Raw genomic sequence first — 21,226 nt, forward strand, 5'->3', positions numbered from 1 at the left:
GACGGTCGGCACTCGGGTGGGATCAGCTCCACTTGTGCACCGATGTCCCACCCCGCACGCCACGGGATGTGGGCGCAGGTGCCGGGCACCGGTCGGTCTCGACAAGGGTAGCACCCGCTCGCCCGAGCCTGCCCGACCCGTGCCGGGCCCGGCCCGACCTGGCCCCGAGGCGCCCGGCGCCATCCTCACACTTGAACGATTCCAGATTACCTGGTTACCTGGACGAGTGACCAACTCCGAGCTGCTGCGCGCGAACGGGCTGCGCGTGACCGCCCCCCGCGTCGCGGTGCTCGAGTCGCTCGCGCGAGCGCCCCACGCGGACGCCGACGACGTGCTGACCGACGTGCGCCGCTCGCTGCCCACGGTGTCGGTCCAGGCGGTCTACGACGTGCTGCGTGCGCTCACCGTCGCAGGACTCGTCCGTCGCATCGAGCCGGCGGGCCACCCCGCGCGCTACGAGCGGCGCGTCGGGGACAACCACCACCACGTCGTCTGCCGCGTGTGCGGAGCCCTCGACGACGTCGACTGCTCGGTGGGCCACGCGCCCTGCCTGACGCCGAGCTCGACGAGCGGTTTCGCGGTCGAGACGGCCGAGGTCACCTACTGGGGCCTGTGCCCCACCTGCCGCCCGCCCGCCTGACCCTCCCTTTGCCGCACGACGCCGCCACGGCGGTCGTGCGCTCCCCCGCTCGCCCGCGCCACCGCCCGGGCACCACCGAACCGAGAGGAACACCGTGCAGAACAGCCCGTTCACCACGACCGACGCCGGGGCCCCCGTCGCCTCCGACGCGCACTCGCAGTCCGTCGGCGCCGACGGCCCGATCGTCCTGCACGACCACTACCTGGTCGAGAAGCTCGCGCAGTTCAACCGCGAGCGGGTGCCGGAGCGCGTGGTGCATGCCAAGGGCGGCGGCGCGTTCGGCACCTTCACCACGACCGAGGACGTCAGCAGGTACACGCGTGCGGCGATCTTCCAACCGGGTGTCGCGACCGAGATGCTGGCGCGGTTCTCGACCGTGGCCGGCGAGCTGGGCTCGCCCGACACGTGGCGTGACCCCCGTGGGTTCTCGCTGAAGTTCTACACGACCGAGGGCAACTACGACCTCGTCGGGAACAACACGCCGGTCTTCTTCATCCGGGACGGCATCAAGTTCCCCGACTTCATCCGCTCGCAGAAGCGCCTGCCCGGCTCGCACCTGCGTGACAACGACATGCAGTGGGACTTCTGGACGCTCTCGCCGGAGTCCGCGCACCAGGTCACGTGGCTCATGGGGGACCGCGGCATCCCGGCGTCGTGGCGCCACATGGACGGCTTCGGCTCGCACACGTACCAGTGGATCAACGCCGCGGGTGAGCGCTTCTGGGTCAAGTACCACTTCAGGACCGACCAGGGCATCAAGAACCTCAGCAACGACGAGGCGTCGCAGCTCGCCGGGTCGGATTCCGACGTGCACATCCGGGACCTCTACGAGGCGATCGCGGGCGGCGACTTCCCGAGCTGGACGCTGTCCGTCCAGGTCATGCCGTACGCCGACGCCGAGGAGTACCGCTTCAACCCGTTCGACCTGACGAAGGTCTGGCCGCACGCCGACTACCCGCTCCTCAAGGTCGGCACCATGCAGCTCAACCGGAACCCCGAGAACTACTTCGCGCAGATCGAGCAGGCGACGTTCGCCCCCTCGAACTTCGTGCCGGGCATCGCGACGAGCCCGGACAAGATGCTGCTCGCGCGGATCTTCTCCTACGCGGACGCCCAGCGGTACCGGGTCGGCACGAACCACGCGCAGCTGCCGGTCAACGCGCCGCACGCGGCGCCGGTCCACTCGTACTCCAAGGACGGCGCCGCGCGGTACACGTTCGACGCCCCGGACGTCCCCGTCTACGCGCCGAGCTCGCGCGGTGGCGCGCACGCCGAGCCGGCTCGCGCCGCGGACTCGCCCGGCTGGGAGTCCGACGGCGCCCTGGTGCGCTCGGCCGCGACGCTCCACCCCGAGGACGACGACTTCGGCCAGGCCGGGACGCTCTACCGCGAGGTGTTCGACGACGCCGCGCGCGCGCGCTTCCTCGAGACGATCACGGGGCACGTCGGTGGCGTGAGGGCCGAGGACATCCGCGAGCGCGCGATCCAGTACTGGACGCACGTCGACGCCGGGCTCGGCGCCGCGCTGCGCGCCAACCTCGCCGGGACCGCGCCGATCGAGACCGGCACCCCCGCGACGGCGAGCCTGCCCGTCGCCTGATCGACCGCGAGCCGCACGAGGGTCCGTTCCGCATCGCGGGGCGGGCCCTCGTCCGTCTCCACGGGCGGTACGTCGGGGTGGCGTCGCCGTGGAGTCGCACTGGTGTCGCAGTAGTGTCGCAGTGACGTCGCGGTCGCGTCGCGGTGAGAGGATCGGGCCATGTCCGACACCTCCCCGCCCCCGGCCGCGCCCGACGCCAGCACCGACCCCGCCCCGAGCGCGACGCGCGACATCGCCGACGTCGCCGCCGTCGAGGTCATCACCACCGCGGCCGTCCATCTGATGAGCGCCGCCGCGGTGAAGTGCGGCCTGAGCGAGGACACCGCCGACGGCTCGGGTGCCGACTACCTCGACCTCGACGAGGCGCGCAAGCTCATCACCGCGCTCGCGGCGCTGGTCACGGCGTCGGCCCCCGACATCGGGAACCAGCACGCGCGCTCGCTGCGGGACGGGCTGCGCTCCCTGCAGCTCGCCTTCCGTGAGGCGTCGCCCTTCCCCGACGCGCCGGGCGAGGGCCCGGGCGAGAAGTTCACCGGGTACGTGAGCTAGCCGCCCGCGGACCAGCCACCGTGGTGCTCGGGCGCGAAGGTCACGAGCGCGGCGGGTCGAACCACATGAGCAGCAGACCCGCGCCCACGCCGCCCACGCAGACGGAGACGAGATCCGTCGTCGTCGACCACTGCGTCGCCACCGACGCGCGGCGCAGGCCGAGCCGGTCGATCCGCCGCCCGCGCCAGGGTCCGCCGATCGCCGTCACGAGGGACATGCGGACAGGGTCGCAGGACGCCACCCGGGCCGCGTCGTGATCTTCCCGCCCCGCCGCCGACCTATCCTGTGCGGGTGACGACCGAGCCGACCGGGCACGTCGGGCCCGGACCGACGCCCCGCACGTGGGTACCCGCACCGGCGGGGGAACCGCAGCCCGCCCTGGCGAGCACGGACCAGCCGGGCGTGCCGACTGCCCGGCGCTCGCCGGACCAGCCCGCCGCGACGCCCGTCGTGGAGCCCGGCCGGCGCCGGCGGTGGCCCGTCGTCGTGCTGGCGGTGCTCCTCGTGCTCGCGCTCGCGCTCGCGGGCTACCTCTGGACCACGACCCGCGCGTACCAGGAGCGGGCCGCGGGGATCGAGGAGCAGGCGCGTGAGATCGGGACGCAGCTGACGACCACGCGCGCCGAGCTGGCCGGTGCGACGGCCGAGCTCGAGGCCGTCCGGAGCCAGCTCGACACGGCGCAGGCGCGGATCACCGCGCTCGCCGACGAGAAGGCCCAGGTCGGTGACGACCGCGAGGCGCAGCGTCAGCTCGTCGACTACCAGCAGCGAGTCAGTGAGGCCGCCGGCGTCGTCGCCTCGGCCCTGACCCGCTGCGTCGAGGGGCAGGACCAGCTCATCGCCTACCTCGGGAACGCCGCGGCGTACGACCCCGCCGAGCTCGCCCGGTTCGGCACGCAGGTCGAGTCGCTGTGCCGGTCGGCCACCGAGGCGAACCAGTCGCTCCAGGAGGAGCTGTCGCGATGAGTCGCACGTCGGGGCCGCGTCGGGCACGGACCGCTGCCGTGGTGCTGACGGCCGTGCTCGGGGTGTCCGGCTGCGGCGCGCTGCCCGAGCTGCCGGGCCCGGCGCCGACCGACCTCGTGCCGTCCGAAGTCCCGCGGGCGGTCCCGACCGCGACCGGCAACCTCTCCCCCGACGGCTTCGATGCCGCGCAGCGCATGGCGGTCCGGATCCGGAACGTGGGGTGCAGGTCGCTCTCGACGGGCTCCGGGTTCGCGATCGACGCCACCACCCTGATCACCAACCGGCACGTCGTGGCCGACTCGGCGGACCTCCAGCTGAGCACCTACGACGGGCGGGACATCGGCGCGACGGCGGCGAGCACCGCGGCTCTCGCCGACCTCGCCATCGTGCGGACGGTCGACGAGCTGCCCGCGTTCCCCGAGCTCGCCGAGGCGGACCCGGCGTCGGGCGACACCGTGACCATCGTGGGTTACCCGCTGGGCGGGCGGCTCACCGTGACCTCCGGCCGGGTCATGGGGGTCACCACGGACCCCCTCAACGAGAACCTCGGCGAGGTGCTGGTCACGGACGCCCCGGTCGAGCCCGGGAGCTCGGGGTCCGCCGTCCTCGACGCGGACGGACGGGTGATCGGCGTCGTCTACGCCAAGAACGCCGCGGGCATGAGCTTCATCGTGCCGGTGAGTACGCTGCGGCAGATGCTCGCGGACGAGGGGGCGTTCGTCCCGTCGCCCACGTGCACCGACTGACCCGTCCCGTCGGCCCCTCCCAGCCGGAGGTCATTCGTGACCGAGCGCTCGTCGCCCCGCAGCAACCTCCCTCCGTTCGACGCCGCCGACCTGACGCGGGCGACGAGGGACGCCCTCGACGTCCGCCGGGTGTTCGGTGACGCCTACGAGCGCGGCGCGACCTGGGTGATCCCCGTGGCCAAGGTCATGGGCGGCACCGGCGCCGGGGTGGCGGGTGGCGCGATGGGCGGCGAGGGGCCCCGGACCGGCGCCGGGGACGACCGCGCCGGGCGGACCGGCGCGCGGACCGGACCGCAGGGACAGGGAGAGGGCACCGGGGGGGGCGGCGGGTTCGGGGTGCGCGTGAAGCCGCTCGGCGTCTACGTCGTGGACGACGCCGGCGTGCACTGGCGGCCCGCGCTCGACCTCAACCGCGTCATCCTCGGTGGGCAGGCGGTCGGCGCGGTTCTCGCGGTCTGCCTGGCGTGGGCGCTGCGGCGTCGTCGGCGCTGACCCCGGGCAAGCCCGAGCGCGCGTCGCGCCACGCTCGTCATGGTCATACCACCACAACCCTCAGGAGCGCGCGCGGCCGACGACGGCGTCCCACGGGCGGGGCGCCGTCGTCGCCGGCTCAGACGGCGGCGCGCAGCCGCAGCTCGAGCGAGTCGACCCGTGCGGCGACCGTCCCGTCCGCGGCGAGCGCCGCGTTCACCCGGGCCAGCACGGCGTCGAGCGCGCGCCGGTCCAGGCCGGGCACCAGGGCGAGCACCACGGCGACCTCGGCACGGCGCCCCGGCTCGACGTCGGTCCGGACGACCTCGGTCACGTCGGCGAGCGCCCCTGCGACCGCACGCCGCACGTCGACGCCCACCGCGCCGTCGGCCACCGCGGGTCGCCACGGCTCCGCACGCGCGAGCGCCCACACCGCCGTGCGCGGCACGAGCACGCTCGCCGGCCCCCCGGGGTCGACGACCATCACCTCCCAGCCCTCGGCCACGGCCGAGAGCGCCGCGCGCGGCACCGTCGTCGGGACCGGACGCGCCTGCGCCCGCCAGGCCGACATCGCGTCCACCGAGGAGAACACCGGCAACGCGGTGCGGCCGTCGGGTGCCTGGAGCGCCACGATCCCCGCGGACGCCTCCTTGTCGACCGTGAGCCCGTGGCCCTCGTGGCCCTCGTGGCCCTCGTGGACGACAACGTCGGCCACGTCCAGCTCCGCCAGCACCGGGACCAGCACCCGGGAGGTGCGCGCGAGGGCGCCGACGACGTCGGCGAGCGACCCGGTTCCGCGGGAGACCGACTCCAGGGCCGCGGCGAGCGCCGGGTCGGCGCTCCCGTCGTCCCCCGCGAAGGGGGACGACGGTGGCAGCGCGCGTCCGGTCACGGCCGTACCGTCACGGGCGCCCCGCGACGTCCAGCGCCTGCGGCAGCGTGAACGCCCCCGCGTAGAGCGCCTTGCCGACGATGGCGCCCTCGAGCCCGAGCGGGACGAGGCCGCGCAGCGCGACGAGGTCGTCGAGGGTCGCGACGCCACCCGAGGCGACGACCGGTGCCTCGGTGCGCGCGCAGACCTCGCGCAGCAGCTCGAGGTTGGGACCGCGCAGCGTGCCGTCCTTCGTCACGTCGGTCACGACGTACCGGGCGCAGCCCGCGTCGTCGAGGCGGGACAGGACCTCCCAGAGGTCCCCGCCCTCCTGGGTCCAGCCGCGGGCCGCGAGCGTCGTGCCGCGCACGTCGAGCCCGACGGCGATCGCGTCGCCGTACCGCTCGATCGCGCGGGCCGTCCACTCCGGGTCCTCGAGCGCCGCGGTCCCGAGGTTGACACGCACCGCGCCGGTGCCGAGCGCCCGCTCGAGCGACGCGTCGTCACGGATGCCGCCCGACATCTCGACCTTGACGCCGCGCTCACCGAGCTCGCGCGCGACCTCGGCGAGCACCGGCGCGTTGGACCCGCGGCCGAAGGCGGCGTCGAGGTCGACCAGGTGCACCCACTCCGCTCCCCCGGCCTGCCAGTCCAGCGCGGCGGCGAGCGGCGCGCCGTAGGAGGTCTCGGAGCCGGCCTCGCCCTGGACGAGGCGGACCGCCTGACCGTCCGCGACGTCGACCGCGGGCAGCAGCTCGAGGCGACGGCCGGGGACCGGCTCCGCCGTGCCTCCCCGCTCGTCGGGCGCAGGCTGGGGTGACTCGGTCATGGTGTCCTCTCGGTCGGCGCACGCGCGGCGCCGGGTCGGTGGGTGCGGTGCTCCCCGGTGTCAGCGGAGCCCGTCCACCCAGTTCGCGAGCAGCTGGGCGCCGGCGTCGCCGGACTTCTCGGGGTGGAACTGGGTCGCGGCGAGCGGGCCGTTCTCGACGGCGGCGACGAACGGTCCGCCGTGCTCGGCCCAGGTGACCTCGGGCGCCGCCATCCGCGCGTTGCCCAGCTGCGGGAAGCTGCGGGCGGCGTAGGAGTGGACGAAGTAGAACCGCTCGGTCTCGACCCCGGCGAAGAGCCGCGTGCCCTCGGGCGCCTCGACGGTCGCCCATCCCATGTGCGGCACCACGTCGGCCTCGAGCCGGTCGACGACGCCGGGCCACTCGCCCAGCCCCTCGGTCCGCACGCCGTGCTCGTCACCCGCCTCGAACATCACCTGCATGCCGACGCAGATCCCGAGGACCGGCCGTCCACCGGCGAGGCGTCGGCCGACGACCTCCCCGCCCCGCACCTCGTGCAGGCCACGCATGACCGCGGCGAAGGCGCCGACGCCAGGGACGACGAGGCCGTCCGCCTCCTGCGCGTGGCGACGGTCGGCGGTCAGGGTGACGGCGGCGCCGACCCGCTCGAGGGCGCGCACGGCGGAGCGGACGTTGCCGAATCCGTAGTCGAGGACGACGACGCTCGGGGGGGTGCTCACGGCCGTCGAGTTTACGTGGCCGCGGCGGGCGCCGCGGTCACGCCTTGCGGTTCTTGCGGGCCGAGGACGCCAGCAGCCGCATGGCGCGCAGGCGCGACATGCCGACGCTGGACTCCACGCCCTCGACCTCGTCGGGCGTCACCGTCCCGATCGCGAGGTCCTCGAGGATCTCGGGCGCGTCGCTCAGCACGAGACCCGGCGCCAGGTCGTCACCGCGGGCTCCGTCGAGCCAGCGCGACGCCTCGAGCTGCGCCTCGCGACGCACCAGCAGCACGACCGGGACGCCCTTGAGGAGCTGAGAGACCGACCTGGCCGCCCCGGTGGGGGCGTCGCCGGACCGGTCGCGGCAGACCGCGAGCGCGCCCACCGGTGACGGCACGACGTCGACGGCGACCCCGGCGAGCGCGCACGTCGCGGCGAGGGCCGCGGCCGAGGCGACCGGGGTGACGAGCAGCGCCACCGCCGCGTCACCGACGAGCGACGAGACGTCGTCGGGCACGTCCGTGGGGACGTCCTCGCTCACAGCGCACCCTTGGTCGACGGCACGCCCTGGACGCGGGGGTCGCGTGCGACGGCCGCGCGCAGCGCGCGGGCCAGCGCCTTGAACTGCGCCTCGACGACGTGGTGCGGGTCGCGGCCCGCGAGCACGCGCATGTGCAGGCAGATGCCGGCGTGGTGCGCGATCGACTCGAGGACGTGCCGCGTCAGCGACCCCGTGAAGTGGCCGCCGATGAGGTGGTACTCCTGCCCGACCGGCTCGCCGCTGTGCACGAGGTACGGCCGGCCGGACACGTCGACGACCGCCTGCGCGAGCGCCTCGTCGAGCGGCACGAGCGCGTCCCCGAAGCGCGCGATCCCCGTCTTGTCGCCCAGTGCCACGCGCAGCGCTTCGCCCAGCACGATCGCGACGTCCTCGACCGTGTGGTGCACGTCGATGTGCGTGTCGCCGTGCGCCCGCACGGTGAGGTCGATGAGCGAGTGCTTGCCGAGCGCCGTGAGCATGTGGTCGTAGAACGGGACGGTGGTCGAGATCTCGGTCCGGCCCGTGCCGTCGAGGTCGAGCTCGACCAGCACGGTCGACTCCGACGTCGTGCGCTCGAGGCGCGCCGTGCGTGCCACGACGCCCTGGGGCTCGTCCGTCACGTCGAGCTCGGTGCGTGCGCTCACAGTCCTGCCACCTCCACGAGGGCGTCCCGAAACGCCGTCATCTCCTCCGGCGTGCCGATCGACACGCGGAGCCAGCCGTCGGGACCGACCTCACGGATCAGGACCCCTCGATCCAGCAGACCCTGCCAGACGGCGTGCCGGTCGTCGAACGGGCCGAACAGCGCGAAGTTGGCGTCGGAGTCCGCGACCGTGAACCCCTGCGCGCGCAGCCACGCCACCGTGGCGTCGCGCTCGGCGCGCAGCGAGCCGACCTGCGCCATCAGCGCCGGGGCGTGCCGCAGCGCCGCACGCGCGACCGCCTGCGTGACCGCGGACAGGTGGTAGGGCAGCCGGACGACGCGCAGCGCGTCGACCAGCGCCGGTGCGGCCGCGAGGTAGCCGACCCGCGCTCCCGCCAGGCCGAACGCCTTGGACATCGTGCGCGAGACCGCGAGGTTCGGGTGCCCGTCCAGCAGCTCGAGCGCGGACGGCACGCCGGCACGGCGGAACTCGCCGTACGCCTCGTCGACGACGACGACGCAGCCGCCCTCGACCGCGGCCGCCGCGGCCAGCACCGCCTCGACCGTGGCGAGCGGCAACGCGGTGCCGGTCGGGTTGTTCGGGCTCGCCAGCAGGACGACCGACGGCGTGTGCTCCTTGATCGCCGCCGCTGCGGCAGCGGCGTCGAGCGTGAAGTCGTCCTCCCGGCGCCCCGCGACCCACGCCGTCGCGGTGTCGCGCGCGTACTCCGGGTACATCGAGTACGTCGGCGCGAAGGACAGCACGGTGCGGCCCGGCCCGCCGAAGGCCTGCAGCAGGTGCAGCATCACCTCGTTGGAGCCGTTCGCCGCCCAGACCTGCTCGGGCACCAGACGCACGCCCGACTCGCGCGCGAGGTAGTCCACGAGGTCGACTCGCAACGCACGGAAGTCACGGTCCGGGTAGCGGTTGAGCCCACGCGCCGCGACGGCGACGTCGGCCGCGATGTCCGCCACGACGTCGTCGGACGGCGGGTAGGGGTTCTCGTTGACGTTGAGGAGCACGGGGACGTCGAGCTGCGGGGCTCCGTAGGGCTCGAGACCCGCGAGCTCGGGACGCAGGGGGAGGACAGGACGGGACGGCGAGGGCACCCGGTGATCGTACCGACCGGCCTTTGGTCCCGCTCCGACGGCGTACCGCGCGCCTAGCGTGGGAGGTCACCGGCCGGGACCCGGCCGAGGGCGTGCGGCAGGAGGCGACCGTGGACACGATGCGCGCCGTCGTCGTGCTCGCTGCGGGCGAGCGACCGCGACGCGGTCGCGTCCCGGCGCCTGTCCCCGGGCCCCACCAGGCGCTCGTGCGGGTGACCCGCACCGCGGCGTGCGCGAGCGCCGTCCGTGCCGCCGCCGCACGACCCGAGGGACCGCGCGCGTTCCCCCTGGTCCCCGGCCACGGCGGGCACGGCCCGGTGGTCGCGCTGGGCCCCGGCGTCACCGGCGTGCGCATCGGCGACGAGCTGGGCTCGACCTGGGTCGCGAGCGCGTGCGGGACGTGCGCGCTCTGCCTGACCGGGCACGAGTCGCTCTGTCCCGCGGTGGCCGTCACCGGGGTCACGGTGCACGGCAGCTGGGCCGACCTCATGCTCGTCGACACCCGCTACGCCGCGCGGGTCCCCGGCGGGTGCGACCCGGTCGCGGCCGCCGCGGTCCTGTCCGGGGGCGTCAGCGCCGTTCGGGCGCTGCGCTCGACAGGCGCGCAGGCGGGGCAGTGGCTCGTGGTGTCCGGGATCGGCGACGTCGGGCACCAGGCGGTGCAGCACGCGGTCGCGCGGGGCGTGCGGGTCGTCGCGGTGGACGACGACGAGGGTCGGCTCGCGCTGGCCCGGAAGCACGGCGCCGAGCTGACCGTCAACGCGGCCGCCCAGGACGCGAGCCGCGAGGTGCGCACGCGGACGGACGGCGGCGCGCACGCCGCACTGCTCACCGGTGCAGCGCCCGACGTCCGCGACGCGCTCGCCCTGGTGCGCCCGGGCGGCACCCTCACGCTCACGGGGGTGCCCGCCGGCACGCTGCCGCTCGGCGTGCCCGCGCTCGTCGGCCGGGGGCTCACGGTGCGCGGCGCGACCCCGGGCGACCGACGCGACGCGGTCGAGGCGCTCGACCTGCTCGCGCGCGGCGTCGTCGAGCCGACGGTCACGGTCCGCCCGTTCGACGCGGTGGAGTCCGCGCTCGCGGACCTCGAGGCGGGAGCGGTCGAGGGCAGCCTCGTCCTGGACCTCAGCGACTGAGGGCGCCTCGTCGCCTGGTGAACGGCGCCGTCACCGGTCTTCTGTCACCGGCGCTGTCACCGGCGCTGCCTACGATCGACGCATGACCCCACCCCCCGAGCAGACGGCGCTGGCCGCGACGACGACCGAGGCGATCCCGGACGCTGCCGGCCGCGACGAGCTGCGCCGTCGGGCGCAGGCCGCTCTCGTCGCGCTCGTCGGTCGCGACGACGCGGTGCTCCGGGCCGACCAGTGGACGGCGATCGAGGCGCTCGTCGCGGACCGCCGGCGCGCGCTCGTCGTCCAGCGCACGGGGTGGGGCAAGTCTGCGGTGTACTTCGTCGCCACGGCCCTCCTGCGGGCGGCCGGCGCCGGCCCGACCGTGATCATCTCGCCCCTGCTCGCCCTCATGCGCAACCAGGTGGACGCCGCCCAGCGAGCCGGGATCCGCGCCGAGACGATCAACTCGGCCAACGTGCAGGACTGGGCGACGGTGCACGAGCGCGTCGCCGCGGGCGAGGTGGACGTCCTGCTCGTGTCACCCGAGCGGCTGAACAACCCGGGGTTCCGCGAGGAGGTCCTCCCCCGCCTGGCGGCGTCCGCGGGGCTCGTCGTGGTCGACGAGGCGCACTGCATCTCCGACTGGGGGCACGACTTCCGGCCCGACTACCGCCGGATCCGCACGCTGCTCGCGGAGCTACCGGCCGGGATCCCCGTGCTGGCGACCACCGCCACCGCCAACGCTCGCGTGACGGCCGACGTCGCGGAGCAGCTCGCGGTCACGGGCGGTCGGGACGTGGGGCACGCGCTCGGCGACGTGCTCGTGCTGCGCGGCTCGCTCGACCGCGAGAGCCTGCACCTCGCGGTTCGCGAGCTGCCCAGCACGCCGGCCCAGCTGGCCTGGCTCGCGCACAACCTCCCGCGGATCGACGGGTCGGGGATCGTCTACTGCCTCACGGTCGCTGCCGCCCAGCAGGTGGCCGAGCACCTGCGCGACTGCGGGCTGGCCGTGCGTGCCTACACCGGTCAGACCGACCCGGCCGGACGCGAGGCGGCCGAGCAGGACCTCCTCGCGAACCGCGTCAAGGCCCTGGTCGCGACCTCGGCCCTCGGGATGGGGTTCGACAAGGGGGACCTGGCGTTCGTCGTGCACCTCGGCGCACCGGCGTCGCCGATCGCGTACTACCAGCAGGTCGGTCGTGCCGGCCGGGCGACCGAGCGGGCGGAGGTCGTCCTCCTGCCGGGCCGCGAGGACCGGGCCATCTGGGACTACTTCGCGTCGATGGCGTTCCCGCCGGAGCACGAGGTGCGCGCGACGCTCGCGGCGCTCGAGACCGCCGGGATGCTCTCGACCGCGGCGCTCGAGACCCGGGTGTCGCTGCGGCGCAACCGGCTCGAGCTCATGCTTAAGGTGCTCGACGTCGACGGTGCCGTCCGGCGGGTCCGTGGCGGCTGGGAGGCGACGGGGCGGCCATGGAGCTACGACGGCGACCGCTACGCCCGCGTGGCCGCGACCCGGCGGGCGGAGCAGGACGCGATGCTGGACTACGCGCGCGGGGACGGGTGCCGCATGGCGTTCCTGCGCGGTGCGCTCGACGACCCGGCGCTCGAGCCGGGGTGGCGGTGCGGGCGGTGCGACACGTGCGGCGGCGCTACCGCGGGCGCAGCTCCGGACGAGGTCGAGGTCGAGGCCGCGCGCGAGCGTCTGGCCGTGCCCGGCGTCGAGATCGAGCCTCGGCGCCAGTGGCCCACCGGCATGGCGGCACTGGGCGTCGAGGTGTCCGGGCGCATCTCCGGCGCCGAGCAGGCGGCGCCGGGCCGGGCCGTCGCCCGCCTCGACGGGATCGGGTGGGGCGGTCTGCTGCGCGACCTGTTCGCCGCTCGGGCCGACCCGGAGGACGAGCACGCGGCGACAGCCTCGAGCACCGCGTCGGCGCACGAGCGGCCGAGCCAGGACGGCGGTCTCCCCGTGGCGCTGCGCCGCCCGGTGCTCGAGGTGCTCGAGGCCTGGCGACCCGATCCCGCCCCCGCCGGCGTCGTCGTCGTCGAGTCGGTGACCAGACCCGAGCTCGTCCGTCACCTCGCCGAGGGCGTCGCTCGGACGCTCGGGGTCCCGATCGTCGGGTCCGTCCGCCCCGACCCGACGACCGCGCCGGGGCGTCACGACGTCAACTCCGCGCAACGTCTCGCCGGCGTCGCCCGGCGGCTCGAGCTCGACCTGTCGGACGCCGGGCGCGCCGGCCTCCCGGGCCGGGCCGTGCTGCTCGTGGACGACCGCACGGACTCGGGCTGGACCGTCACCGTCGCGGCGCGGCTGCTGCGCCAGGCCGGCGCGTCCGCCGTCCACCCGTTCGTGCTGGGGGTCGGCTAGCGCTCGCGCGTATGGCCGTACGCAGCAGCAAGGCGCGCGAACCCCTCGTCGAGCGACACGGCGGGCTCCCGGGTCCGGCTCGCGGGTCGCGCTCGTGCCCCTCAGAAGCGAGCTCGGACCGCCTCGCCGTGCGCGGGCAGGTCCTCGGCGTCGGCCAGGGCGACGATGCGGTCCGCGACCTCGGCCAGCGCCGAGTCGTCGTACTCGACGACCTGCACGGCCTTGAGGAAGCTGTGGACACCGAGACCGCTCGCGAAGTGGGCGCAGCCGCCGGTGGGCAGGACGTGGTTGGACCCGGCCATGTAGTCGCCCAGGGAGACCGGCGAGTACGGTCCCACGAAGATGGCACCCGCGCTCCGGACCCGCTCGGCGATCGCGGACGCGTCCCGGGTCTGGATCTCGAGGTGCTCCGCGCCGTACGCGTCGACGACGGCGAGCCCCTGCTCGAGGTCGTCCACGAGCACGATGGCGGACTGCGGTCCCGCGAGCGCGGTCTGCACCCGGGCGGCGTGCCGGGTGCTGGCGGCGCGGTCCGCGACCTTGGCCTCGACCGCGCCGGCGAGCTCGACCGAGTCGGTCACGAGCACCGACGCGGCCATCGGGTCGTGCTCGGCCTGGCTGACGAGGTCGGCGGCGACGTGGTCGGCGTCGGCGGTCCCGTCCGCGAGGACCGCGATCTCGGTCGGTCCCGCCTCGGCGTCGATGCCGACGACGCCGCGCACGAGGCGCTTGGCCGCGGCCACGTACACGTTGCCGGGCCCGGTGATCACGTCGACCGGCTCGCACAACCACTCGCCGTCCTGGGGTTCGGACCCGGCGGCTCCGTACGCGAGCATCGCGACGGCCTGCGCGCCGCCGACGGCGTAGACCTCCTCGACACCGAGCAGGGCGCACGCCGCGAGCACGGTGGCGTTCGGCAGCCCGTCGTTGTCGCGCTGGGGCGGCGACGCGACCACGAGCGAGCGGACACCGGCCTCCTGCGCCGGCACCACGTTCATGACGACGGACGACGGGTAGACCGCGAGCCCGCCGGGCACGTAGAGGCCGACGCGGCCGACCGGGACCCACCGCTGGCGTACGCGGGCGCCGGGCGCGACGTCGACGGTGAAGTCGGCGGGACGCTGTGCGGCGTGGACCGCCCGGACCCGGACGATCGTCTCCTCGAGCGCGGCACGGACTGCGGCGTCGAGCGACTCGAGCGCCCCGGCGATCGCGCCGGCCGGTACGCGCAGGTGCCGGGGCCGCACCCCGTCGAGCTGCTCGCTCAGCGCACGCAGCGCAGCGGCACCCTCGTTCCGGACCGCCGCCAGGATCGGCTCGACCAGGTGCGCGGCGGCGCTCACGTCGACCTCGGCGCGCGGCAGCGCCGCGACGAGCTCGCGGGTGGACAGGGTGCGACCGCGCAGGTCGAGTCGGGAGATCACCGCTCGATTCTAGGTCGGCCCAGGGGCCGGCAGCGGGTGGTCCCGCGTCGTGGTCGCCGGTGAGGCGACCGGCATGATGGGGGCATGGACGAGGGCACGGACAGCACGGTGCAGATCAGCGACGACACGATCCGGCTCGGCCAGTTCCTCAAGCTCGCCGGGCTGGCCGACTCGGGCGCGCACGCGCGCGAGCTTTTGGAGGACGGCGCGGTGCGGGTCAACGGCGAGGACGAGGCGCGGCGCGGGCGTCAGCTCCGCCGGGGTGATCGCGTCGAGCTCGACGCACCCGCCGGGCCGATGCGGGCGACCGTCGGCTGACACCGGGCGGACCGCGCGGCGCCCGCGGGTGCCCGCGTGCACGGGTGCCCGCGTGCACCGGTGGGCATGCCGACCTCATCGGACGGTTCCCATGACGCGGTCGACCGTGAGGTGCACGACGACGCGCTCGGGGTTCTCGGCCAGCGCGCGGTAGCGCCGTGCATAGGCCTCCACCGCCACCTCGACGTCGCGCGGGTCGCGCGACAGCGTGACCGTTCCCTCGAGGGTCAGCCATCTGCGCCCGTCCACCTGGCACAGCGCGGCACGCAGGGGGGAACCGTCCGCACCACCGGCCGCGATCGCGCGCGCCTTGACCGAGGTGACCCGCGTCGTGATGCGGGCGTGGCCGTGCTGGGCGTCCCACGTGAAGGCGACCGGCACCACGTGCGGACGGCCGCCGGGCGGCACGGTCGTGAACGTCGCCAGGTGTCGCACGGTCACGAAGCCGAGCTGGTCGGGCGAGAGGAGGATCACCGTCGAAGACTAGATCGGCTGCACCAGCCACCGGCGCAAGCCCGCCGCCCACGGACTGCTGCCCCCGACGTCACGCGACGCGTTACGACGCGAGACAGCTCGGTCCGAGCAGCGCCTTGAGGTCCCCGAACAAGGCGGACGAGCGCTCGACGCGAAGGCTCTCCTCGAGCCGCATCACCGTGGCTCGACCCGGGCTCGTCAGGCGCAGATGCACCTCGGTGACGCCCGGGTGGGTGGCGAGCACCTCACGCAGCCGCTCGACCACCGGAGGGGTGCATCGCGCGACGGGCATCGAGACGGTCACCGGGGCGTCCGCGACGGCCGAGACGTCCGGGAGCGACACCTCCATGGCCTGCAGCTGCATCGCCTCGTCGCGTCGCCGGACGCGACCGCGGATCACGACCACCTGGTCCTCGGCCAGCACGGTCGAGTACGCGAGGTACGTCTCGCCGAAGAACATGATCTCGACCGAGCCCTCCATGTCCTCGACCGTCACGGCCCCCCACGGGTTGCCCTGCTTCGACATCTTCCGCTGGAGCGACGTGATCAGTCCCGCGATCACGACCGTCGAGCCGTCGGGACGCGCCTCGTCCGCGATGAGGGTCGCGATGGAGACGTCGGCCGCCGCCGAGAGCACGTGCTCGAGACCCGAGAGGGGATGGTCCGAGACGTACAGGCCGAGCATCTCGCGCTCGAACGCGAGCCGCTGCTTCTTGTCCCAGTCAGGCAGGTCGGGCACCTCGACGCTGAACGAGAGCGCCTCGTCGTCGTCGGCGCCACCGCCGAAGCCGGCGAAGAGGTCGAACTGCCCCTCGGCCTCCTTGCGCTTGACGCCGATGACCGAGTCGACCGCCTGCTCGTGCACGAGCAGGAGCGCGCGACGGGTGTGACCGAGCGAGTCGAACGCGCCGGCCTTGATGAGCGACTCGATCGTCCGCTTGTTGCAGACGACCGCGGGCACCTTGTCGAGGAAGTCGGTGAACGAGGTGAACTCGCCCTTGCTGTCCCGCGCCGCGACGATCGCGTCGACCACGTTCGCACCGACGTTCCGGACCGCCGTGAGCCCGAACCGGATGTCGGTACCCACGGCCGTGAAGTTGGCCGACGACGAGTTGACGTCGGGCGGAAGCACCGTGATGCCCATGCGGCGGCACTCGCCCAGGTACAGCGCCGACTTGTCCTTGTCGTCGCGGACCGAGGTGAGGAGCGCCGCCATGTACTCGGTCGGGTAGTTGGCCTTGAGGTACGCCGTCCAGTAGGAGACGACGCCGTACGCCGCGGAGTGGGCCTTGTTGAAGGCGTACCCGGCGAACGGCACGAGCACGTCCCACACGGCCTGGATCGCCTCGTCGGAGTACCCGCGCTCGCGCATCCCGGCCTGGAACGGCACGAACTCCTTGTCGAGCACCTCCTTCTTCTTCTTGCCCATCGCGCGCCGCAGCAGGTCGGCCTGGCCCAGGGAGTAGCCGGCCAGCTTCTGCGCGGCGCGCTGGACCTGCTCCTGGTAGACGATCAGGCCGTGGGTCAGGCCCACGATCTCCTCGAGCGGCTCCTCGAGCTCCGGGTGGATCGGCACGACCGGCTGCAGCCCGTTCTTGCGCAGCGCGTAGTTGACGTGCGAGTTCATCCCCATCGGGCCGGGGCGGTACAGCGCGATGACGGCTGAGATGTCCTCGAAGTTGTCGGGTCGCATCTGCCGCAGCAGGGAGCGCATGGGTCCGCCGTCGAGCTGGAAGACACCGAGCGTGTCGCCGCGCCCGAGCAGCTCGTAGGCCGCGGGGTCGTCGAGCGTGAGCTCCTCGACGCGGATGGCCTCCTTGCCGTTCGCGACGATGTTGTCGAGCGCGTCGTCGAGGATCGTGAGGTTCCGCAGCCCGAGGAAGTCCATCTTGATCAGCCCGAGCGCCTCGCTCGTCGGCTGGTCGAACTGCGTGATGATCGCGCCGTCCTGCTCGCGACGCATGATCGGCACGATGTCGATGAGCGGCTCGCTCGACATGATCACGCCGGCCGCGTGGACGCCCCACTGCCGCTTGAGGTTCTCCAGCCCCCTGGCCGTCTCCACGACGCGCTGCGCCTCGGGGTCGGCCGCCACGACCTGACGGAACTCCTCCGCCTCGGTGTAGCGCGGGTGCGACGGGTCGTAGATGCCCGACAGCGGGATGTCCTTGCCCATGACGCCGGGGGGCATGGCCTTGGTGAGCTTCTCCCCCATCGCGAAGGGGAAGCCGAGCACCCGCGACGCGTCCTTGAGCGCCTGCTTGGCCTTGATCGTCCCGAAGGTGACGATCTGGGCGACCTTCTCCTCGCCGTACTTCTCCGTGACGTACCGGATCACCTCGCCGCGACGGCGCTCGTCGAAGTCGACGTCGACGTCGGGCCACGAGACGCGCTCGGGGTTGAGGAACCGCTCGAAGATGAGCCCGTGCTCGAGCGGGTCGAGCTCGGTGATGCCCATGGCGAACGACGCCATCGACCCGGCGGCCGAGCCACGGCCGGGACCCACCCGGATCCCCTGTGCCTTCGCCCAGTTGATGAAGTCGGCGACGACGAGGAAGTACCCGGGGAACCCGAGGTCGGTGATGACCTTCGTCTCGTAGTCCGCCTGCTTGCGGACGTCGGCGGGGATGCCGTTCGGGTACCTGCGGTGCAGACCCGTCTCGACCTCCTTGACGAACCACGAGTCCTCGTCCTCCCCGGCCGGGACCGGGAAGTTCGGCATGTAGTTCGCGTCGGTGTTGAACGTGACCTCGCACTGCTCCGCGATGCGGAGCGTGTTGTCGCAGGCCTCGGGCAGCTCGGCCCACGTGCGACGCATCTCCTCGGCGGACTTGAGGTAGAAGTCCTCGGCGTCGAACTTGAACCGCTTGGGGTCCGCGAGCGTCGAACCGGACTGGACGCTCAGCAGCACCTCGTGCGCATGGTGGTCCGCCTTGGTCGTGTAGTGCAGGTCGTTCGTCGCCACGAGCGGGGCGCCGATCGCCTCGGCCACCCGCAGCAGGTCCTTGGTGACGCGGGTCTCGATCTCCAGCCCGTGGTCCATCAGCTCGACGTAGTAGCTGTCCCGGCCGAAGATGTCCTGGAACTCGCCGGCGGCGCGCACGGCCTCGTCGAACTGCCCGAGCCGGAGCCGGGTCTGCACCTCGCCCGACGGGCAGCCGGTCGTCGCGATGAGGCCGGTCGCGTACCGCTGGAGCAGGTCGCGGTCCATGCGCGGCTTGTAGAAGTGGCCCTCGAGCGACGCGAGCGAGGACATGCGGAACAGGTTGTGCATGCCCGAGGTGTTCTTCGCCCACATCGTCAGGTGCGTGTACGCGCCACCGCCCGAGACGTCGTCGCCGGACTGGTGCTGGTCGCCCCAGCGCACGCGCGTGCGGTCGTGCCGGCTCGTGCCGGGCGTCAGGTACGCCTCGACCCCGATGATCGGCTTGATCCCGTGCGCGCGCGCCTTGGACCAGAAGTCGAACGCGCCGAAGACGAACCCGTGGTCGGTCGTCGCGATCGCGGTCTGGCCGAGCCGCTCGGCCTCGGTGAACAGGTCGTCCAGACGAGCCGCGCCGTCGAGCATCGAGTACTCGGTGTGGACGTGCAGGTGCACGAAGTCCGTGGCGGCAGAGGACGGCATGGGACGGATTCTAGGCGGCCCCACCGACGGTCCCGGCGAGCCACGCGCGGACTGTGACGCGCGCCGCGCGGGTCGTCCGCGACACGCGAAGGACCCGCCTCCGCCGTCTCAGCGGTACGAGTCGCGCAGCCGCTCGAGCCCCGTCGCGAGGTCGTCCGGGTAGGGGCTCGTCACGACGAGCGGCCGGCCGGTCGCCGGGTGCTCGAACCCGAGCCGGACGGCGTGCAGCCACTGCCGCCTGAGCCCGGTCCGCTTCGCGAGCGTCGGGTCGGCACCGTACGTCAGGTCGCCGACGCACGGGTGGCGCAGCGCTGCGAAGTGGACCCGGATCTGGTGCGTGCGCCCGGTCTCCAGGTGCACCTCGACGAGCGAGGCGCCCGGCAGCATCTCGAGCACCTCGTAGTGCGTCACCGACGGCTTCCCCTCGGCGACGACGGCGAACCTGTAGTCCGCGGTCGGGTGCCGGCCGATCGGGGCGTCGATGGTGCCGGTCGTGGGTTCGGGGTGCCCCTGCACCAGCGCGTGGTAGACCTTCTCGACCGTGCGCTCCTTGAAGCCGCGCTTGAGCACCGTGTAGGCGTGCTCGCTCTTCGCGACCACCATGAGCCCCGACGTCCCGACGTCGAGCCGGTGGACGATGCCCTGGCGCTCGGCGGCCCCCGACGTCGAGATCCGGTAGCCGGCCGCCTGCAGCGCCCCGACGACCGTGGGCCCGGTCCACCCCGGCGAGGGATGAGCCGCGACGCCGACGGGCTTGTCCACGACCACCACGTCGTCGTCGTCATGCACGATGCGCATGCCCGGGACCGGCTCGGCGACGACCTCGATCGTCGCGGCGGCCGCGCCGGGCGCGTCGGGCAGCTCGACCTCGAGCCAGCCGCCCGGCAGCAGTCGGTCGGACTTGCCCACGGCCCGTCCGTCGAGCCGCACGCCGCCGGTCGCGGCCAGCTCCGCGGCACGCGTCCGGGACAGCCCCAGCAGCCGCGCGATCCCCGCGTCGACGCGCTCGCCCGCGAGCCCGTCCGGGACGGGGAGCGCGCGCAGCTCAGCCACGGTGCGGTCCTGCGTCGCGCGCCGCGGGCTCCTGCGCCGCGGGCTCCTGCGCCGCGGCCTCGTGTGCCTCGTCGCCGTCGCTCGGCTCGCGACCCGGGGCGGGCCTGGCGTGCGCCGGGGCCGCGTGCTCGCGCGTCCCGTCGAGACCGATGCCCCGCAGCGCCAGGAGGATGATCAACCCGGCGGCGCCGACGATCGCGACGTCCGCGACGTTGCCGACGAACAGGTCGCCGTAGGCGAGGAAGTCCACGACGTGCCCGCGCGCGAAGCCCGGTTCGCGCGCGAACCGGTCCACGAGGTTGCCGAGCGCGCCGCCGAGCAGCAGGCCGAGCGCGACGGCCCAGCCACGGGACCCGATGCGACGGGAGGCTCGGATCACGACGACCACGACGACGGTGGCCACGACGGTCAGCACCCACGTCATGCCGGTGGCGATCGAGAGCGCGGCGCCGGGGTTGTAGACGAGGGTGAGCCCGAGGAGGTCGCCCAGGAGCGGCGTCCGGTCGCCCGGGACCAACGACCGCTGCGCCCACAGCTTGGTGAGCTGGTCCACCGCGAGCACCATCACCGTCAGAACGGTGATGGTCAGCAGGAGGCGACGCCGTCGGCGGGGATCGGCGGTGGCGGCCGGGGCCTGCGGTGGCGCGGCAGGCTCGTCAGGAGTCGTGGACATCGCCGAGCAGTCTCCCACGGGCCCCGACGGCGCGACGGCACGTGGCGTCAGCGACGCTCCTCACGCTGCTTGCAGGCGACGCAGAGCGTCGCGCGCGGGAAGGCCTGGACGCGCGCCTTCCCGATCGCCTTGCCGCACGACTCGCACGTGCCGAACGTCCCGGCCGCGATCCGCGCGAGGGAGCGGTTGGCCTGCTCGAGGAGGTCCCGGGTGTTGTTGACGAGCGTGAGCTCCTGCTCGCGCTCCAGCGCGCTCGAGCCCGAGTCCGCCTGGTCGTCGCCTGCCCCGTCGCCCGAGTTCCGCAGCAGCTCGGAGAGCTCCGCGTCGGCTGCCGAGACCTCCGTGCGAAGACGCTCGACCTCGTCGGTGAGCTCGGCCGCGATCTCGCGGACCTCCTCGACCGTCCACGGTGACTCGCCCTCCCGCACCGGGAAGGTGTGCACCGCCTTGGCCAGGTCCGGCAGGTCGGCGGCGGTCGTCGTCCTGATCGCGTCGTGGATGGCCACGGGCGCCCCCTTGGGTTCGA

22 protein-coding genes are annotated in these 21,226 nt (G+C 74.0%); 9 read left to right on the plus strand and 13 right to left on the minus strand.

Annotated elements, in window-relative coordinates; translation table 11 throughout:
• Positions 1–226 precede the first annotated feature (226 nt).
• The 3 genes from HIR71_RS10185 to HIR71_RS10195 all read left to right on the plus strand — a co-directional run bounded on the left by HIR71_RS10185 (position 227) and on the right by HIR71_RS10195 (position 2,789).
• On the plus strand, positions 227–640 hold the full coding sequence (locus HIR71_RS10185) for a Fur family transcriptional regulator (protein WP_169324955.1): 414 nt from the start codon (positions 227–229) through the stop codon (positions 638–640).
• Between the two features lie 94 nt (positions 641–734).
• The gene (locus HIR71_RS10190; protein ID WP_169324956.1) at positions 735–2,240 is read left to right on the plus strand and encodes a catalase; all 1,506 of its coding nucleotides are present in this window, start codon (positions 735–737) and stop codon (positions 2,238–2,240) included.
• Positions 2,241–2,399: 159 nt separating this feature from the next.
• Positions 2,400–2,789: a DUF1844 domain-containing protein gene (locus HIR71_RS10195; RefSeq protein WP_169324957.1), complete on the plus strand. Its 390-nt coding sequence runs from the start codon at positions 2,400–2,402 to the stop codon at positions 2,787–2,789.
• A gap of 40 nt (positions 2,790–2,829) precedes the next feature.
• Here HIR71_RS10195 and HIR71_RS10200 read toward each other — a convergent pair whose 3' ends face one another.
• Positions 2,830–3,006 (minus strand): hypothetical protein, encoded by a 177-nt coding sequence (locus tag HIR71_RS10200; RefSeq protein WP_169324958.1) that lies wholly within the window; start codon positions 3,004–3,006, stop codon positions 2,830–2,832.
• A 74-nt stretch (positions 3,007–3,080) separates the two neighbouring features.
• Here HIR71_RS10200 and HIR71_RS10205 point away from each other — a divergent pair, with 74 nt between their 5' ends.
• From HIR71_RS10205 to HIR71_RS10215, 3 genes are read left to right on the plus strand one after another with little or no spacing between them, the layout of a single operon-like run.
• Positions 3,081–3,755, plus strand: coding sequence for a hypothetical protein (locus tag HIR71_RS10205; protein ID WP_249051753.1), 675 nt, complete (start codon positions 3,081–3,083; stop codon positions 3,753–3,755).
• Entirely contained in the window at positions 3,752–4,501 is a 750-nt protein-coding gene (locus HIR71_RS10210) for a S1 family peptidase (RefSeq protein WP_169324959.1), read from the plus strand. The genes HIR71_RS10205 and HIR71_RS10210 overlap by 4 nt, the downstream gene beginning before the upstream one ends.
• Before the next feature lie 36 nt (positions 4,502–4,537).
• Positions 4,538–4,993: a spore germination protein GerW family protein gene (locus HIR71_RS10215; RefSeq protein ID WP_169324960.1), complete on the plus strand. Its 456-nt coding sequence runs from the start codon at positions 4,538–4,540 to the stop codon at positions 4,991–4,993.
• A gap of 118 nt (positions 4,994–5,111) precedes the next feature.
• Here the strand turns inward: HIR71_RS10215 and HIR71_RS10220 are convergent, their stop codons facing one another.
• The 6 genes from HIR71_RS10220 to HIR71_RS10245 are packed head-to-tail and all read right to left on the minus strand — an operon-like array spanning position 5,112 to position 9,647.
• Positions 5,112–5,864: an SseB family protein gene (locus HIR71_RS10220; RefSeq protein ID WP_169324961.1), complete on the minus strand. Its 753-nt coding sequence runs from the start codon at positions 5,862–5,864 to the stop codon at positions 5,112–5,114.
• A 10-nt stretch (positions 5,865–5,874) separates the two neighbouring features.
• A complete protein-coding gene (gene priA, locus HIR71_RS10225; RefSeq protein WP_169324962.1) occupies positions 5,875–6,672 on the minus strand; it encodes a bifunctional 1-(5-phosphoribosyl)-5-((5-phosphoribosylamino)methylideneamino)imidazole-4-carboxamide isomerase/phosphoribosylanthranilate isomerase PriA in 798 nt (265 codons plus the stop codon).
• A gap of 60 nt (positions 6,673–6,732) precedes the next feature.
• Positions 6,733–7,371 carry an imidazole glycerol phosphate synthase subunit HisH gene (hisH, locus tag HIR71_RS10230; protein ID WP_169324963.1) on the minus strand — a complete coding sequence of 213 codons (639 nt, stop codon included), beginning with the start codon at positions 7,369–7,371 and terminating at the stop codon, positions 6,733–6,735.
• Positions 7,372–7,408: 37 nt separating this feature from the next.
• Complete coding sequence (locus HIR71_RS10235; protein ID WP_169324964.1) at positions 7,409–7,894, minus strand: hypothetical protein; 486 nt, start codon at positions 7,892–7,894, stop codon at positions 7,409–7,411.
• Complete coding sequence (gene hisB, locus HIR71_RS10240) at positions 7,891–8,490, minus strand: imidazoleglycerol-phosphate dehydratase HisB (protein WP_169325013.1); 600 nt, start codon at positions 8,488–8,490, stop codon at positions 7,891–7,893. Before hisB ends, HIR71_RS10235 begins: the two co-directional genes overlap by 4 nt.
• Before the next feature lie 44 nt (positions 8,491–8,534).
• The gene (locus HIR71_RS10245; RefSeq protein WP_169324965.1) at positions 8,535–9,647 is read right to left on the minus strand and encodes a histidinol-phosphate transaminase; all 1,113 of its coding nucleotides are present in this window, start codon (positions 9,645–9,647) and stop codon (positions 8,535–8,537) included.
• Positions 9,648–9,766: 119 nt separating this feature from the next.
• Here HIR71_RS10245 and HIR71_RS10250 point away from each other — a divergent pair, with 119 nt between their 5' ends.
• Positions 9,767–10,783: a zinc-binding dehydrogenase gene (locus HIR71_RS10250; RefSeq protein ID WP_249051759.1), complete on the plus strand. Its 1,017-nt coding sequence runs from the start codon at positions 9,767–9,769 to the stop codon at positions 10,781–10,783.
• Between the two features lie 82 nt (positions 10,784–10,865).
• Positions 10,866–13,133 (plus strand): RecQ family ATP-dependent DNA helicase, encoded by a 2,268-nt coding sequence (locus HIR71_RS10255; RefSeq protein ID WP_169324967.1) that lies wholly within the window; start codon positions 10,866–10,868, stop codon positions 13,131–13,133.
• 101 nt (positions 13,134–13,234) lie between these two features.
• Here HIR71_RS10255 and hisD read toward each other — a convergent pair whose 3' ends face one another.
• Positions 13,235–14,557, minus strand: coding sequence for a histidinol dehydrogenase (hisD, locus tag HIR71_RS10260; protein ID WP_169324968.1), 1,323 nt, complete (start codon positions 14,555–14,557; stop codon positions 13,235–13,237).
• Positions 14,558–14,641: 84 nt separating this feature from the next.
• Between hisD and HIR71_RS10265 the strand changes: the two genes are divergently transcribed.
• Entirely contained in the window at positions 14,642–14,875 is a 234-nt protein-coding gene (locus HIR71_RS10265) for an RNA-binding S4 domain-containing protein (RefSeq protein ID WP_169324969.1), read from the plus strand.
• 75 nt (positions 14,876–14,950) lie between these two features.
• Here the strand turns inward: HIR71_RS10265 and HIR71_RS10270 are convergent, their stop codons facing one another.
• The 5 genes from HIR71_RS10270 to HIR71_RS10290 form a co-directional block, all read right to left on the minus strand.
• Positions 14,951–15,349, minus strand: a complete 399-nt coding sequence (locus HIR71_RS10270) for a pyridoxamine 5'-phosphate oxidase family protein (RefSeq protein WP_169324970.1) — start codon at positions 15,347–15,349, stop codon at positions 14,951–14,953.
• Positions 15,350–15,431: 82 nt separating this feature from the next.
• On the minus strand, positions 15,432–18,974 hold the full coding sequence (gene dnaE / locus HIR71_RS10275; protein ID WP_169324971.1) for a DNA polymerase III subunit alpha: 3,543 nt from the start codon (positions 18,972–18,974) through the stop codon (positions 15,432–15,434).
• A 108-nt stretch (positions 18,975–19,082) separates the two neighbouring features.
• Positions 19,083–20,027 carry an RluA family pseudouridine synthase gene (locus HIR71_RS10280; protein ID WP_169324972.1) on the minus strand — a complete coding sequence of 315 codons (945 nt, stop codon included), beginning with the start codon at positions 20,025–20,027 and terminating at the stop codon, positions 19,083–19,085.
• Positions 20,020–20,700, minus strand: a complete 681-nt coding sequence (locus HIR71_RS10285) for a signal peptidase II (protein ID WP_169324973.1) — start codon at positions 20,698–20,700, stop codon at positions 20,020–20,022. The genes HIR71_RS10280 and HIR71_RS10285 overlap by 8 nt, the downstream gene beginning before the upstream one ends.
• A gap of 47 nt (positions 20,701–20,747) precedes the next feature.
• Positions 20,748–21,206 carry a TraR/DksA family transcriptional regulator gene (locus tag HIR71_RS10290; protein WP_169324974.1) on the minus strand — a complete coding sequence of 153 codons (459 nt, stop codon included), beginning with the start codon at positions 21,204–21,206 and terminating at the stop codon, positions 20,748–20,750.
• Between the last annotated feature and the right edge of the window lie 20 nt (positions 21,207–21,226).

The organism is Cellulomonas fimi (assembly GCF_012952065.1).
Classification (GTDB): Bacteria; Actinomycetota; Actinomycetes; order Actinomycetales; family Cellulomonadaceae; genus Pengzhenrongella; species Pengzhenrongella fimi_A.